15 protein-coding genes are annotated in these 15,962 nt (G+C 63.8%); 11 read left to right on the forward strand and 4 right to left on the reverse strand.

Going from position 1 to position 15,962, the window contains the following annotated elements; translation table 11 throughout:
- The coding region (locus E8A46_RS20285) for a YbjN domain-containing protein (RefSeq protein ID WP_291565040.1) at positions 1-280 on the reverse strand (280 nt) is incomplete at its 3' end.
- Between the two features lie 457 nt (positions 281-737).
- Here E8A46_RS20285 and E8A46_RS20290 point away from each other — a divergent pair.
- From E8A46_RS20290 to E8A46_RS20340, 11 genes are all read left to right on the forward strand, one after another.
- On the forward strand, positions 738-1,265 hold the full coding sequence (locus E8A46_RS20290; protein WP_291565120.1) for a 6,7-dimethyl-8-ribityllumazine synthase: 528 nt from the start codon (positions 738-740) through the stop codon (positions 1,263-1,265).
- 135 nt (positions 1,266-1,400) lie between these two features.
- A complete protein-coding gene (locus E8A46_RS20295) occupies positions 1,401-1,733 on the forward strand; it encodes a hypothetical protein (protein ID WP_291565042.1) in 333 nt (110 codons plus the stop codon).
- Positions 1,734-1,751: 18 nt separating this feature from the next.
- The gene (locus tag E8A46_RS20300) at positions 1,752-3,221 is read left to right on the forward strand and encodes a methyl-accepting chemotaxis protein (protein ID WP_291565045.1); all 1,470 of its coding nucleotides are present in this window, start codon (positions 1,752-1,754) and stop codon (positions 3,219-3,221) included.
- Positions 3,222-3,328: 107 nt separating this feature from the next.
- Positions 3,329-4,546 (forward strand): MHYT domain-containing protein, encoded by a 1,218-nt coding sequence (locus tag E8A46_RS20305; protein ID WP_291565048.1) that lies wholly within the window; start codon positions 3,329-3,331, stop codon positions 4,544-4,546.
- 313 nt (positions 4,547-4,859) lie between these two features.
- Positions 4,860-5,723, forward strand: coding sequence for a xanthine dehydrogenase family protein subunit M (locus E8A46_RS20310; protein WP_291565051.1), 864 nt, complete (start codon positions 4,860-4,862; stop codon positions 5,721-5,723).
- Positions 5,724-5,738: 15 nt separating this feature from the next.
- On the forward strand, positions 5,739-6,239 hold the full coding sequence (locus E8A46_RS20315; protein ID WP_291565054.1) for a (2Fe-2S)-binding protein: 501 nt from the start codon (positions 5,739-5,741) through the stop codon (positions 6,237-6,239).
- Positions 6,236-8,659: an aerobic carbon-monoxide dehydrogenase large subunit gene (locus tag E8A46_RS20320; RefSeq protein ID WP_291565057.1), complete on the forward strand. Its 2,424-nt coding sequence runs from the start codon at positions 6,236-6,238 to the stop codon at positions 8,657-8,659. Before E8A46_RS20315 ends, E8A46_RS20320 begins: the two co-directional genes overlap by 4 nt.
- Before the next feature lie 351 nt (positions 8,660-9,010).
- The gene (locus E8A46_RS20325) at positions 9,011-9,883 is read left to right on the forward strand and encodes a MoxR family ATPase (protein WP_291565062.1); all 873 of its coding nucleotides are present in this window, start codon (positions 9,011-9,013) and stop codon (positions 9,881-9,883) included.
- Complete coding sequence (locus tag E8A46_RS20330; protein ID WP_291565065.1) at positions 9,880-11,091, forward strand: VWA domain-containing protein; 1,212 nt, start codon at positions 9,880-9,882, stop codon at positions 11,089-11,091. The genes E8A46_RS20325 and E8A46_RS20330 overlap by 4 nt, the downstream gene beginning before the upstream one ends.
- 17 nt (positions 11,092-11,108) lie before the next feature.
- Positions 11,109-11,936, forward strand: coding sequence for an XdhC/CoxI family protein (locus tag E8A46_RS20335; RefSeq protein ID WP_291565068.1), 828 nt, complete (start codon positions 11,109-11,111; stop codon positions 11,934-11,936).
- A gap of 181 nt (positions 11,937-12,117) precedes the next feature.
- Complete coding sequence (locus E8A46_RS20340; protein ID WP_291565071.1) at positions 12,118-12,489, forward strand: Rap1a/Tai family immunity protein; 372 nt, start codon at positions 12,118-12,120, stop codon at positions 12,487-12,489.
- 986 nt (positions 12,490-13,475) lie between these two features.
- Here E8A46_RS20340 and E8A46_RS20350 read toward each other — a convergent pair.
- From E8A46_RS20350 to E8A46_RS20360, 3 genes are all read right to left on the reverse strand, one after another.
- Entirely contained in the window at positions 13,476-14,429 is a 954-nt protein-coding gene (locus E8A46_RS20350) for a ribose-phosphate pyrophosphokinase (RefSeq protein ID WP_291565122.1), read from the reverse strand.
- A 172-nt stretch (positions 14,430-14,601) separates the two neighbouring features.
- Positions 14,602-15,237, reverse strand: coding sequence for a hypothetical protein (locus E8A46_RS20355; RefSeq protein WP_291565077.1), 636 nt, complete (start codon positions 15,235-15,237; stop codon positions 14,602-14,604).
- Between the two features lie 64 nt (positions 15,238-15,301).
- A complete protein-coding gene (locus tag E8A46_RS20360; RefSeq protein WP_291565081.1) occupies positions 15,302-15,958 on the reverse strand; it encodes a cytochrome c oxidase assembly factor Coa1 family protein in 657 nt (218 codons plus the stop codon).
- Positions 15,959-15,962 lie beyond the last annotated feature (4 nt).

Consider the following 15,962-nt stretch of genomic DNA (forward strand, 5'->3'; position numbering starts at 1 on the left):
GCCCGACCCATAATTGCTCGTTGATGGCCGCGATCAGCCGCTGCACCTCGGCGCGGCGGGCTAAAGGAATCTTCATGTCGAAGGCGCAGGCCAGATGCAGCGCCTCAATCTCGCTCATCCAGGTGAAGGACAACTGGTAGTCGGTCCAGTCGCCCTTGGAGACGATGGTGACCTCGTCCTCGCCGGAGCGTTCGAACGACCAGTTGTTATCGGCGGCGATATCCTCGACCACCGCGAGCGGATTGTTCCGGGAATCGATGATGCCTTCGAGGAGGGACATGCCGTCTCGACCTTGCCTTTACAAAAATTCGGATACGAATGTGATACGCACGCGGCGGGCCGACATGCGCTTGCGCGTCGCCGCCGACTGCAATTCCCCGATGGTCCAACTCGCATTGGGATCAGGGCCTGCCGGGACGAAGTGATGTGATTTGCGGAATCCGCGCAACGGCACCGGGAGTCCATCCACAGGCAAAGCTCAAATCGTCCACAGCTCTTCGCGGCCGTTAACTTTTGGATGAGAACAAACCGGAATCGGATTCGAATCGCGCCCAAATCGTTAATTTTTTTGGCGCCGAATCCCGCATCCGATTCGTGCTGCGGCGTCCGGCTTTTGCGCCCGGCAGACAGGCCGGTTCCGGATTGGCGAGCGCCTTGCTGTGGCCGCGGCCGTTCGGCATAGTTCCCTCTGGGGGCCGCCCGCAGCGCGGCGGCCCGCCGCGAGGGTCATGAAACCGATGTCGCAAGAGCCTGCCGAGGCAGAACAATCACCCGAAACCGTCGAAGGGCCGCCGGCGTATCCGCGTTTCGCAAAACCGCAGCGGGTCGCCTTCGTGCAGTCCGCCTGGCATCGCGACGTGGTGGCCGAATGCCGCGATGCTTTCCTCGCCGAGATCGAGGCGCGCCACATCGCGCGCGCGCAGATCGACGTGTTCGAGGTGCCGGGCTCGTTCGAAATCCCGCTGCACGTGCAGCTGCTCGCCAAGACCAGGCGCTATAGCGCGATCGTGGCGGCCGGGCTCGTGATCGACGACGAATATATCGCCGAAACCGTGATCAAGGCGCTGATGGAGGTGCAGCTGCGCACCGAGGTGCCGGTGTTCTCGGCGGTGGTGACACCGCAGCAGTTCAACGAGACCGCGGCGCATTTCGATTTCTTCCGCAAGCATTTCGCGGCCAAGGGCATCGAGGTCGCCGAGGCCTGCGCCAATACCCTGCTCAGCCTCGAGCGGCTGCGCGGACAGGTCGCGGCGGGGATCGTGTGAGGGCTAGGTACCGCTCGATCGTCATCTCGGTCGCCGGCTTTGGAATGGCTCCGCGATTGCGCGCAGTGCGTCGATACCTGCAGGAAGCCGGGGTATTTACCGGGAATTAGCTTTATTCGCGTATGCATTTATCGGATGGAGCGGATTCAAGAGGTCACGCCGTCCCGTTGGCCAGCATGGTTCAATGCCATCGGTCTGCTGATCGTGAGTTTTTTTGCGATAGCGGCACTGTCGTTGCGGGCCCCGCCCGGCGCCGAGATTGTGGCCGTCGCCTTCCCGCCCTGGTGGAGCACCCAGGAAATTTTCGCCGCAGCCGTTTCCGCCAATGCCGCCATCGTCAGGATCACCGCCATTCCCTCGATTCTCGTGGTCCAGCCCGACAGCCATGACGGATTAACGAGGCTGCGCGAGTCAGGCGTCTGGCTCACCATCGACCCGCGGGCGATCGCCGCCTGCCTCACCAAATAGGCTCAAGGGAACTTGAACATGATCGTCGAGAGCAAGGACCTCGAAGCGCTGCGCGAAACCACCAGCAAGGCGCTGATCGCGCTGCTCTGGCTACACATTCCGATCGCCTTGGCGATCGGAATGGTGCGCGGTTCCGAATGGCTGCTGCCGGCGGCTTTCATGGCGGTGTTTGCCGCCGCCGCGACGGTATCATGGCGCATGGCAGGCAATGGGCTGTCGACCCGCCTGACATTTGCCGTCGCGCTGATGGGCGGCGTCTCGGTGTTGGCGTTCGAGCTGTCGGGGCACCCCTGGCAGATCGACGTGCACATGTATTTCTTCGCGGCGCTGGCGCTATTGGTCGCCTATTGCGACTATCGGCCGATCGTGATCGGCACCGTCGCGGTTGCACTACACCACCTCATCCTGAATTTTCTGCTCCCGGCGGCGATCTTTCCAGGCGGCGCCGATCTCGGGCGCGTCGTTCTCCACGCCGTCATTCTGGTGATGGAAGCCGCCGTATTGGTCTGGCTCGCGCACAAGCTATCGCAGCTGTTCGAAGCCATGGCGCAGAAAACCGCCGAGTTGGAGACTGCGCACGCCGCCGAAGCCCGCGCCCAGGCCTCCCGGGTCGAAGCCGATCGCCTGGCCAAGCAGGAGCGCGACGCGGCGCGGCGCAATCTGGCGTCCGAGTTCGAGCAAAAAGTCGGTCATATCGTCCGGGCCGTTGCGGTCGCGGCGGGTGAGATGCAGGCCATCTCCGCAACCATGAGCAGCAGCAGCGAGGAAACGGCGCGGAAAGCCGCCGCGGCCGCGACGGCGTCGACACAGGCTTCGGGCAGCGTCGGAACCGTCGCATCGGCCACGGAGGAACTGACGGCTTCGATTGGCGAGATCGGCAAACAGGTAACCCGCTCGGCGGAAATCGCGGAAAAAGCCGCCGATGAAGCGCGACGCACCAATGTCGTTGTCGATGGCCTTGCATCCGGCACGCAGAAGATCGGCGAAGTGGTGACTCTGATCCAGAGCATCGCCAGCCAGACCAACCTGCTCGCGCTGAACGCCACGATCGAGGCCGCGCGCGCGGGCGAGCACGGCCGGGGATTTGCCGTGGTTGCGAGCGAAGTGAAGGCGCTGGCCAATCAGACGGCGAAGGCGACAGAAGAAATTTCCGCGCAAATCCAGGACATCCAGACCGCGACCGGAGAGGCTGTGACCGCGATCCAGGCCTTCGTCGGCACCATCGCGGAGATCAACGAGATTTCCGGCGCGATCGCGAGTGCCGTCGACCAGCAAAATGGGGCGACGCGCGAGATTGCCGGTAGCGTTCAGCAGGCCGCCATCGGCACCGGCGACGTGAAAGAGAACATCCACGGCGTCACACAGGCGGCAAACCAGACGGGGCTCGCCGCATCCAAATTGCTGGAGGCATCGAGCGGATTGTCATCGCAGTCTGAAAAGCTCAAGATCGAGGTCGACGGTTTCCTCGGATCGATCCGGGCGGCCTAGCAGCGAGAACGCTCGGATTCTCTCGCACCTCATTGTCATTTCCATTGCCGCCTATAGACTTTGCCTGGGAGGAGGCACGCCCGTGGAGACGGGCGGCCGAGAAGATCATGTTCGAAGGACACGATCCCTATCTCGTCGCGCTCTCGGTGGTGATCGCGATCCTGGGAGGCTACACCGGTTTCGGCCTCGCGGCGCGCATCCGCGGGACGCCGGGCGTGAGCCGTCGCGTGCTGCTGTCGGGCGCGGCCGGCTTCCTCGCCATCGGCATCTGGACCATGCACTTCGTCGGCATGCTGGCGGCGCCGATCCCCGCCGATGCCAGCTATCTCGTGCTTCCCACCATCGTCTCGTTCCTGATCTGCGCACTGGTGGTCGGCGTTTCCCTGTTCTTCCTGAGCATCGGCGAGCCGTCGCAGCGGCGCGTGATCGCCTCGGCCGTGCTGCTCGGGGCCGGGATCGTGAGCATGCATTATGTAGGCATTCATGGGTTGGCCGGCAATTTCGCCATTGAGCACGACACTGCGATGGTCGTGCTGTCGGTTGGGATCGCGATCGCCGCGGCCTATGGCGGGCTCCGCACCTTTCTCGCCCGCCAGGACGGCATCCGCCTGACTTTAAGCGCAATCGCCTTCGGCATCGCGGTATCCGGCATGCATTACACCGCGATGCACGGCATGCATTTCGTCCCGCGCTCGGACGCCGCCCATCAACACCTGGCCGGGGGACTGGCCGCGTCGCCGCAAATCCTCTCGGTGGTGGTGGCCGTGCTGTGTTTCGTGATCGCGGCCGGCTTCCTGCTGTCGCTGGTGCCGGATCCGCGCCGGCAAATGACCGCGGCAGCGGCCGTCGCGCCCGATCCAGCCGCGGAAGCCACCCTCGCCGTGGCGTCCCCTGATGCGGGAGCCGCCGCCAGCTTCCCGCGCCTGACCTCGGCGCCGCTCGGCGGCCTCGGCCAGCCGCCCCGCGCAGCGCCGGTCGTCCGTCTTCCGATCGAGGGCGCCGACGGCACACATTTTATCGATACCGCCGATGTGCGCAGCGTCCGCGCCGACGCTCATTATACCAGGGTACATGACGGCACCCGCGAGCGGATGTGCCCGTGGTCGATCTCGGAGGCCGAAGCCCAGCTCGATCCCGGTCTGTTCGTGCGGGTGCACCGCAGCCATATCGTGGCGATCCCGCATGTCACTTTGGTGCGCAAGGAGGGGGACGGCGCGGTGATCGAGCTCGACGGCCCGTCGCCGCATCGCGTTCCCGTGAGCCGCGCCAAGATCGCCGAGGTCAAGGCCCGCTTGGGTCTCGCCCGGCGCAACCATCACGCTTGAATTTCATAGTTCATCTCTCCCCGCTTGCAGAGAGAGGTCGGCTCGCCCTTGCGATCCGGGTGAGGGCGACTCTCCTCTCGTTGCGCTCTTGGAGACAGCCCCTCACCCCAACCCTCGCCCCGCGAAGGGCGGGGAGAGGGAGAGCTCATTAGGTCGCACAGCCTGACGCATTTCGTGCGTGCCGACCCGCACTTCGTGCGAATTTCCCCTGCTTGTGACGAAGCTGCCGCCTTCGCCTTGTCTGTGAGAAATTCCGGGAAGAGCCTCTGCCCAACGTCTGTTTTCAAAAACACAAAGACGAATGGAGGAGACGATGATTCCTGGCCCGTTCAGCTATCACCGGCCTGCGACCGTGGCCGACGCGGTCAAGCTGCTCTCGACACTGGGCGACGAAGCCCGCCCGCTTGCCGGCGGCCATAGTCTGGTCCCGATGATGAAGCTGCGGCTCGCCACGCCGGAGCACCTGGTCGATCTGCATGGCATCGACGGGTTGAAGGGCATCCGCCGCGACGGCAACAGGATCGTGATCGGCGCCATGACCACGCAAGCCGAGCTGCTGGCGTCGGATGACATCGCCAAATCGCTGCCGATCCTGCAGGAGGCCGCGCTTCTGATCGCCGACCCGCAGGTGCGCTACATGGGAACCATCGGCGGCAATGTCGCCAATGGCGATCCCGGCAACGACATGCCGGCGCTGATGATGACGCTCGGCGCCCACTACCGGCTCGAAGGGCCGGGCGGCGGACGCGACATCGCGGCCACCGAATTCTACCAGGGCGCCTATTTCACCGCGCTCGAGCCCGGCGAAATCCTCACCGCGATCTCGGTTGCCTTGCCCGCCGCCGGCCACGGCTACGCCTACGAGAAGCTCAAGCGCAAGATCGGCGACTATGCCACCGCCGCCGCCGCCGTCGTGCTCACGATGGCGGGCGGCAAGGTGGTTTCCTGCGCGATCGGTCTGACCAACCTGCACGAAACGCCGCTGCTCGCAACCGATGCGGCAAAGGCGGTGATCGGAACCAGCCTCGATGCGGCCACGCTGAAGAAGGCCGCGGCGGCGGCCGAGGCGATCATGTCGCCGGCGGCGGACGCCCGCGGGCCGGTCGAATACCGCAAGCATGTCGGTGGCATCATGGTGACGCGGGCGCTGCAACGCGCCGCTTCACGCGCGAAATAAGGGGAGGGATCAAGAATGGCAAAAACCCATGTGACCATGAAGGTGAACGGCGCCGAGGTCGAGGGCCTCGTCGAACCGCGCACGCTGCTGGTGCATTTCATCCGCGAGAACCTCTTGCTCACCGGCACCCATATCGGCTGCGAGACCACCCATTGCGGCGCCTGCACTGTCGATCTCGACGGCATGTCGGTCAAGAGCTGCACGGTTTTCGCGGTGCAGGCGGAGGGATCCGAGATCACCACCATCGAGGGCGTCGCCAACGCCGACGGCTCGCTGTCGGCGCTTCAGGAGGGTTTTCGGATGATGCACGGGCTGCAATGCGGCTTCTGCACGCCCGGCATGATCCTGCGCGCGCAGCGGCTGCTGCAGGAGAACCCGAGGCCATCGGAGGAGGAAATCCGGATGGGGATTTCGGGCAACATCTGCCGCTGCACCGGCTACCAGAACATCGTCAAGGCGATCCAGTACGCCGCCGACAAGATCAATGGCGTCGAATTCAAGGAGGCCGCGGAATGAACGACCTTACTCCCACGCGGGAACAACGCACCGCCGCCCTCGAAGGCATGGGCTGCAAGCGCAAGCGGGTCGAGGACGCGCGCTTCACCCAGGGCAAGGGCAATTATGTCGACGATCTGAAGCTGCCGGGCATGCTGCACGGCGATTTCGTCAGGTCGCCGCATGCCCATGCGCGGGTGAAATCGATCAATTCCGAGGAAGCGCTGAAGGTGCCGGGCGTGCTGGCGGTGATCACCGCCGAGACGCTGAAGACCGTCAACCTCGCCTGGATGCCGACGCTCGCCGGCGACGTGCAGATGGTGCTGGCCGACGGCAAGGTGCTGTTCCAGAACCAGGAGGTCGCCTTCGTGGTCGCCACCGACCGCTATGCCGCCGATGACGGCATCAACAAGGTCGTCGTCGAATACGAGCCGCTGCCGGTCGTGATCGATCCGTTCAAGGCAATGGACAAGGATGCGCCGGTGCTGCGCGAGGATCTCGCCGGCAAGACCTCGGGCGCGCATGGGCCGCGCAAGCATCACAACCACATCTTCGAGTGGACGGTCGGCGACAAGGATCTCACCGATGCCGCCTTCCGCAAGGCCGATGTCACGATCAAGGAGATGATCTCCTATCACCGCACCCATCCCTCGCCGCTGGAGACCTGCCAGTGCGTCTGCTCGTTCGACAAGATCAGGGGCGAGCTCTCGATCTGGGGCACCTTCCAGGCGCCGCATGTGATCCGCACCGTGGTGGCGCTGATCGCCAAAATCCCGGAACAGAAGATCCACGTGATCTCGCCCGACGTCGGCGGCGGCTTCGGCAACAAGGTCGGCGCCTATCCCGGTTACATTTGCGCCGCCGTCGCTTCGATCGTCACCGGCAAACCGGTGAAATGGGTCGAGGACCGCATCGAGAACCTCACGGCCACTTCGTTTGCGCGCGATTACCACATGACCACCGAGATCGCCGCGACCAAAGATGGCAAGGTCACGGGTTTGCGCGTCCATGTGCTCGCCGATCACGGCGCGTTCGACGCCTGCGCCGATCCGTCGAAATGGCCGGCCGGCTTCTTCAACATCGTCACCGGATCTTACGACTTTCCGACCGCGCATCTGTCGGTCGACGGCATCTACACCAACAAGGCGCCGGGCGGTGTCGCCTATCGCTGTTCGTTCCGTGTCACCGAAGCCGCTTACTGCATCGAGCGCGGGATGGACATCCTGGCCCAGAAATTGGGCATGGATCCGGCCGAGCTGCGGCTGAAGAACTTCATCCGAAAGGAGCAGTTCCCGTATCACTCGGCGTTGGGCTGGGAATATGATTCCGGCGACTATCACACCGCCATGAAGAAGATGATGGAGACGGTTGACTACGCCGGCCTGCGCAAGGAGCAGGCGGCGCAGCGCGCAGCGTTCAAGCGCGGCGAGACCCGCGAGATCATGGGCCTCGGCGTGTCGTTCTTCACCGAGATCGTCGGCGCCGGGCCGTCGAAGAATTGCGACATCCTTGGGATAGCGATGTTCGATTCCTGCGAAATCCGCCTGCATCCGACCGGCGCCGGCATTGCCCGGGTCGGCACCAAAAGCACCGGCCAGGGCCACGAGACCACCTGGGCGCAGATCATCGCCACCGAGATCGGGATTCCTGCCGACAACATCATGGTCGAGGAGGGCAATACCGACACCGCGCCCTACGGGCTCGGCACCTATGGCTCGCGCTCGACCCCGGTGGCGGGGGCCGCGATCGCCATGGCTTCGCGCAAGATCAAGGCCAAGGCGCAGATGATCGCCGCCTACAAGCTCGAGGTGCACGAGGACGACCTCGAATGGGATATCGACGGTTTTCGCGTCAAGGGCTTGCCGGAGAAAACCATGTCGATGAAGGACATCTGCTGGGCGGCCTATAATTCGGTGCCGCCGGGCATGGAGCCGGGCCTGGAAGCGGTGAGCTATTACGATCCGCCCAACATGACCTATCCTTTCGGCGCCTATATCTGCGTGATGAACATCGACGTCGATACCGGCGTCTACAAGATCAGGCGCTTCTATGCGCTGGATGATTGCGGCACCCGCATCAACCCGATGATCATCGAAGGCCAGGTGCATGGCGGGTTGACCGAGGCGTTTGCGATCGCGATGGGCCAGGAAATCCGTTACGATCCCGAGGGCAATGTCGTCACCGGCTCGTTCATGGATTTCTTCATGCCGACCGCGGTCGAGACGCCGCATTGGGAGACCGACTTTACCGTCACCCCGTCGCCGCATCACCCGATCGGCGCCAAGGGCGTCGGCGAGAGCCCGAATGTCGGCGGCGTGCCGGCGTTCTCCAACGCCGTCAACGACGCCTTCTCGTTCCTGGGGAGTACCCACATCCAGATGCCGCACGACTACTGGCGCAACTGGAAGGCGGCGAAGAGTTTGGGAGTGTTCGCGGCGTAGCACGTTCCGTCATTGCGAGCGCAGCGAAGCAATCCATGCCGCCAAGTAAAGAAAGAATGGATTGCTTCGTCGCGGAGCCTGTCATCGGGCGCGCATTCGCGCGACCCGTCGGCTCCTCGCAATGACGATGACGCTAGTCGCAAGACGAAAAAGTCAGCCTCCTGGGATGAGGTCGTGAACTCCCCTCCCCGCCACGCGCATCGCGCGTGGCGGGGAGGGGTCGGGGGTGGGGGGTCTATCGGCAGCAACCGCTGCTTCGGCGAACGCCGCGCCACCCCCCACCCCCGACCCCTCCCCACCGCTTCGCGGGAGGAGGGGAGAAGAAGCAGCGAAGAGGACAACACTCTGGCAATGAACAATCGCGAGGAGATCGCAAAAGCGCTGGCGGACTGCGGCTATATCGCCGACGGGGAGCTCGCGACCGCGATCTCGCTGATGCAGCTGCTGCGGCGTCCGCTGTTGCTCGAAGGCGAGGCGGGCGTCGGCAAGACCGAGGTCGCGAAGGCGCTGGCCGCGGTGCATTCGACCGAGCTGATCCGGCTGCAGTGCTATGAGGGGCTCGATCAATCGGCCGCGCTCTATGAATGGAACTACCAGCGGCAGCTGCTCTCGATCCAGGCCCATCGCGGCGAGGACGCCGACGCGATCGAGGATCAGATTTTTTCCGAAAAATACCTGCTGGAACGGCCATTGCTGGCCGCGATCCGGCGTGACAAGCCGCCGGTGCTCTTGATCGACGAAATCGATCGCGCCGACGACGAATTCGAGGCGTTCCTGCTCGAACTGTTGTCCGACTTTCAGGTATCGATCCCCGAACTCGGCACGATCTCCGCGACCACGATCCCGCATGTTGTGCTGACCTCGAACGGCACCCGCGAATTGTCCGACGCGCTGCGCCGCCGCTGTCTCTATCACTACGTCGATTATCCCGACGTCGATCGCGAGGCCCGCATCATCATGGCGCGGATCGATGGCGCGACCGCGTCGCTGTCGCTGCAGATCGCGCGCATGGTCGAAGGCATCCGGAAAGAGGAACTGCGCAAGGTGCCGGGCGTGGCGGAAACGCTGGACTGGGCCGCCGCGCTGGTCGGGATCGGCGTGCGCGACCTGCTCGAGGCGCCCGAGACGGTGCACGAGACGCTGATGTGCCTGCTCAAGACCCATGAGGACAAGTCGCGCCTGACGCGCGAGGTCACGGAACGGATATTGGGGAAGGTGGCATGAGTTGTTGCGGTCCCGATCCCGGCTATGAGGAGATCGACGAGGTGTCGCGGCTGGTCGCGGCAAAACTCGCCGCGTTTCTCGGGACCTTGCGCGACAGCGGCTTTGCCGTCGGCCTGCAGGAGGGCCGGGATGCGGCCACCCTGATGGCGGCGGGCTATGCCGAGAGACCGGGCCTGCTGCGCGTCGCCTTCAAGCATCTGTTCTCGGCGCGCAAGACCGACTGGGACAGGTTCGATGGGCTGTTCGATGCATTCTGGCTGGGCAAGCGCGTACGGTCGCGGTCGCTGACCATTGGCTCGGCGAAGGCCGCCAACAGCCCCTCGCTGAAGAGCTTGCAGGACAGGAAATCGGAACCGGCCGCGGGCGCAGCCGCCACCGACCAGATTCCATCTGACGACAATGGCGCGCCGGAGCATCGCGCCGGCGAAGGCCGCATGGAGGGCGCCTCGCGTGCCGAGAATCTCTCGGAGATCGATTTCCGCAAGATGGCCGACCCCGATCAGATCGAGCAGGCCCATGAAGTCGCAGCACGGCTCGCCAGGACCATGCGCACAAGGCTGACCCGGCGCGATCTGGCGCGGCGGCGCGGCTACCGGCTCGATCTCAGGCGAACCATCCACGGCAATATCAGCCATGGCGGCGTGCCGATCACGCTGGTCAGGCGGCAGCGCAAGCAAAAGCCGCTGCGGCTGGTGATGCTGCTCGACGCCTCCGGCTCGATGAGCATGTATACCGGGGTGTTCCTGCGATTCATCCACGGCGTGCTCGATGAATTCCGCGAAGCCGAAGCGTTTTTGTTCCACACCCGGCTTGCGCACGTCTCCGACGCGATGAAGGAAAAGGACCCCGCGCGCGCGCTCGACCGTCTCTCGATCATGGCGCAAGGCGCCGGCGGCGGCACCAGGATCGGCGAAAGCCTTCAGACCTTCAACCGCTGGCACGCCGCGCGGGTGTTGCATTCGCGCTCTTGCGTGATGATCGTCTCCGATGGCTATGAGACCGGCGACGCCAGGCTGCTCGGCCGCGAGATGGCGGCGCTGGCAAAACGCTGCCGCCGCATCGTCTGGCTCAATCCGATGATGGCGTGGGAGGGTTATGCGCCGGAAGCCGCCGGCATCAAGGCGGCGTTGCCGCATATCGATCTCTATGCGCCCGCCAACACGCTGCGGAGCCTGACCGAGCTCGAACCCTATCTGGCGAAGTTGTGAGTGAAGGAGCGCCGCCCATGACCAGGCACGTCGAAGTGATGGATATGGTGGCCCGGCTCAAGGCCGCCGAGCAGGCCTTTGTGCTCGCCACCGTGGTGCGGACGGTGTCGGTGACGGCGGCGAAGGCCGGGGCGAAGGCGATCATCCGCCCAGACGGAACGATTGCCGCGGGCTGGATCGGCGGCGGCTGCGCCCGCGGCGCGGTGCTGAAAGCCGCGCGCGACGCGCTCGCCGACGGCGAGCCACGCATGGTCTCGGTGCAGCCGGAGAATCTGCTCGCCGAGCTCGGCGTCAAGCCCGGCGAAAACCGCGACGGCGTGCGCTTTGCGACCAACATGTGCCCGAGCAAGGGCACCATGGACGTGTTCATCGAGCCGGTGCTGCCGCATCCCTCGCTGGTGATTCTCGGCGGCAGCCCGGTGGCGCTGTCGCTTGCCGCGCAGGCCCGCCAGCTCGGCTACCACGTGACCGTCGCGGCACCTTCGGCCGACCTGCCGGAGACGCCCGACGCCGACATGCTGATCGACGGTTTTGCATTGGGAAAACTGAACCAGGCAAAACGCTTCGTCGTGGTCTCGACCCAGGGCAAGGGCGACGAGGCCGCACTGCGGGCGGCGGTTACGCTTGATGCCGCCTATCACGCCTTCGTTGGCAGCCGCCGCAAGATGGCGGCGCTGCGCGCCAAGCTGATCGCCGAAGGCTGTGACGCCCAGGCCATCGACCGCATCAAGGCGCCGGCCGGCCTCGACCTCGGCGCCATCACGCCGGAGGAAATCGCGATGTCGATCCTGGCGGAGATCACGGTGGAGCGAAGACGCGGACAGCGCGGGGCAGGGCGGGCGTAGAAAAGTAACCGCCGTCATTGCGAGGGCGCGCAAGCGACCAGGCATTCCACTTTCCACGGGTTATTTCGCGGAGCCTGTCATCGGGCGTGCATTCGCGCGACCCGTTGGCTCGCAATGACGCCAACCTTGGGCTACACCGGCCACGGCTGCATGATGGATTGCATGTCCAAGGAGCTTCGAGATGATTAAATCTCCCGGTATCGCGATCATTGCGTCAATAACAATGTTGCCGGGCGGATTGCCGGCTTCGGACGCAAACGCGCAAGCATTAACGGTCGAGCAATTTCAACACCCGAAGGGGGAGCGGGATCTGAATTACAACAAGTCTTATTTGGAAGGGATAAGAGACGGCCTCATCGCCTACAATATGTCAGTGGAAGACAGATTATTTTGCCTGGGTGGAATGCCCCCGCTCCTGACTTTTGAGCAAGCGAGCGACACTTTATTGAAATGGGCACGCAAGAGAAAAGGCGATGCAGCCGGTTTGCCGCTCGGGCTTGCGCTGCTTTACAGCCTGAAAGAATCGTTTCCCTGTAAAAGTCCTCCCCGGTGAGGGAATGTGGATTTCGGCTGACCTTGTTCAATGACGCCGCTGGACTGAAGGGAATCAGATTCAGGGACGCGTCGAAGCGCATCTGAAAAAACACACGCAATTTGAAATGACGGAGGCCGTCAACCGGGACGGCCTTGCTCATTTCAACCGACGTCCAATCCCGTCTCAGGTGCCGCTAATAAAGCGTTTTCAAGCGAAGTGGAGACCGGTTCGCGTCAAGAAAACGCGTCAAATCAAGAATCTAGAGCCCCGTTTCGATTCAATCGAAACGGAAAAGGCTCTAGAAGCACCGCGTGATATTGACGGTTTGCTCCTTGCCGCCACGCCCGGTCACCGTTACGGCCTCGGTAGGGCAGCTCGACACATAGGGTCGTTCCGAAGGTACGGCGACCGGCGGAAATCGATGCGCCCAATCCCAGGGGACGGCATAGGTGTTGGTGTATTGGAGATCGCCTGACGTTGGCTGCGTAGCATCTACCAGGGGCTCGACGGTCGACGGCCCGCCGTAGAAGTCCCCTACCGTCGGCCAGAAGGTCCCGAGGTTGTTTCTCCGGTGATGCCGGAGCGATTGCGCCACCGACCGGTGGGAAATCGAATGCGAAGTAAACCCGCCACGAGACGCTGTTCCGGTCCGGGCGGATGCCTCGTTCGCGGCAAGCATAAGCGCCGCCGCACTGAGAGACGCGACGAGCGCCGCAAACATTCTATAGGTCATGGTACGCACCACTTCGTTGGTTGCCGGGCACTGCAACGAACGCTAGGCCGGGCGTTTCGTGCCCGCAAACGCATAATTAATTATTAGTTAAGGCGTAATATTAATAGCGCCGTCTTCTCGTCATTGCGAGGAGCGAAGCGACGAAGCAATCCATTCCCTTTTTATGTTGCGGCATGGATTGCTTCGCTTCGCTCGCAATGACGGCCTCAACGCAAAGGCGAGATACGGTAGCGGGGTATGACGGATTTCCTGCAGCGCAAAAGCGGCGGGATCAGTCAAACAGGCTCGACACCGACTCTTCCGAGGCGGTGCGGCCGATGGCTTCCCCGATCAGGGAGGCGATCGACAGCGTGCGGATGTTGGCGGAGTTGCGCACCGCTTCGGTCGGCTGGATCGAATCGGTGATGACGAGTTCCTTCAGCCTCGAACCGGCGATGCGGGCGGCAGCGCCCCCGGACAGCACGCCGTGGGTGATGTAGGCGTAGACGTCCTTGGCGCCGTTGGCGAGCAGCGCGTCGGCGGCGTTCACCAGCGTGCCGCCGGAATCGACGATGTCGTCGACCAGGATGCAGGTGAAGCCGGCGGCGTCGCCGATCACGTTCATGACCTCGGATTCGCCGGCGCGTTCGCGGCGCTTGTCGATGATGGCCAGCGGCGTGTTGATGCGCTTGGCAAGCCCGCGGGCGCGCACCACGCCGCCGACGTCGGGCGACACCACCATGACATTGGCGAGGTCGAAGCGTTCCTTGATGTCGCGCACCATCACCGGCGAGGCGTAGAGATTATCGGTCGGAATATCGAAGAAGCCCTGGATCTGGCCGGCATGCAGGTCGAGCGTCATGACGCGGTCGACGCCGGCGCGGGTGATCAGGTTGGCGACCAGCTTGGCCGAAATTGGCGTGCGCGAGCCCGATTTACGGTCCTGCCGGGCGTAGCCGAAATAGGGAACCACCGCGGTGATGCGGCGCGCCGAGGCCCGGCGCAGCGCATCGGTGATGATCAGGAGTTCCATCAGATGGTCGTTGGCCGGAAACGACGTCGACTGGATGATAAAGACATCGGAGCCGCGGACGTTTTCCTGGATTTCGACGAAAATCTCCATATCCGCGAAGCGGCGGACGATGGCCTTGGTCAGCGGCATATGCAGCCAGTTGGCGATTTCCTGCGCCAGCGCAGGATTGGAATTGCCGGCGACGAGCTTGATGGAGCCGTTCTTGGCCGACATCGAGGCTTCTCCCCGCGCCTTGCTGGATACAATGTTCAGCATATCGCAATCCCACGGAAATAGCGCGTTTCGATGAGCGAGGTGATATCAAGGGGGTGGCCCGGCTGGCAACCCATTGGCCCGGTTTTCCTTGGTTTTCCCTGGCAAAAATGCCCGCTCGTCAGGCGATTGGCTAATGGCTGGTGTAGCCGAGCGAGCTGACGCGCCATTCGCCCGGGGCGGGCGAGGGCTGATCCGCGCTCGCTACCGCCGGGCCGCGTCTGCCCGGCGCGGCGGTGGGTTGAGGCGCATCCGCCGGCGCCGTTCCATTGATCATGCCGGTGAGACCGCTCAATCCGGCCTGCGCAATCTTCCGCAGCACGAGATCGTCGGCCGAGGCCCAGGGGTCGCGCCCGGCCTTGCCGGCCGGTTCCTCGCCGGAAAGGCGCAGCGCGCGCTGCTGGTTTTGGTCATAGACGTCCCAGACCCACGCGATCACGGTGCGGCCGCGATTGACCTCGGCGGCGAGATAGCCGCGCACCCGGTAGGAGGCCGCGCCATCGCGGGAGACGATCGAGAGATTGCGCAGCTTGGATTCGTTGTCCAGCACGCCCACCATCCGGTCGAACACCTGCGGCGGCGGGCCGTCGATCGATTCGAAGGTCACGGTGGGACTGCTTGGGGCGCTCGCCATGGCAAACGAGCCGCTGACCGCGCCGCCACCGGCGCAGCCGCCGAGTCCGCAGGCCATCGCCATCAACAGCGCGGCACCACCAGCGCGCCACGCGGTCCGGGCGGCCCGGAATAAAGTTGCTGACGTGTCCCTCATCGCGCCCTGAGCGATATCGTTAAAATGCGTTAAGGTCTAGGGCGGGGAAAGCCATGAAAACGACTTATAATGAGACGGCCTGGCCGATGTGCCGGCCACCGCCGATCTCGACTTTGGTTTGATTGATGAGATCAATCACGCCATCACGCCCATCGACTTTGAGCGTGAGCTTCGTGAGCGACCACACTCCGCCTTTTTTGATCGCCTCCAGGTAAATCTGCCCAGCGGCCTTGGTGCCGGTTACAGAAAAACTGAGGATCGCGCGTCCCGTTGCGCCGCCGGTCGTAATGGAGCCCATCGGATAGCCGGTCGATATCGGGGTTCCCAGAGCATCGGCCGCTTGGGTGTTGGCCTGAAGTCGGGATTCTGCGAGTTGGTAGGCCTCGGAGTGTCTGAGAAGATAGAAAGCACCGCCAAATATCGTGCCGAACAGCGCGATCGCGCCGAGCCAGATGACGACGCCCCATATCGCCCACAGGCGTTGCACGCGCCGGAAATGCGCAACACTGTCCCATCGCCCGTTGCGCCATGCCCAGCGGCTTCCCTTGGCGCCCAGTACGAAAGGCATTACCAGGCCGACAAACGGAATCAGCGTCAGCAGCGCAATGAAGGTGTTGTTTCCAACACCCCAGATCCAGTTGAGCAGAAATGCGCCCCAATTCCAGCCGTCGATTTCGGCGGGGATCGCTTCCGGATCGGTATCAACGTGCTGGTTGAGCATTCTT

The organism is Bradyrhizobium sp. (assembly GCF_004799445.1).
Lineage (GTDB): Bacteria > Pseudomonadota > Alphaproteobacteria > Rhizobiales > Xanthobacteraceae > Bradyrhizobium.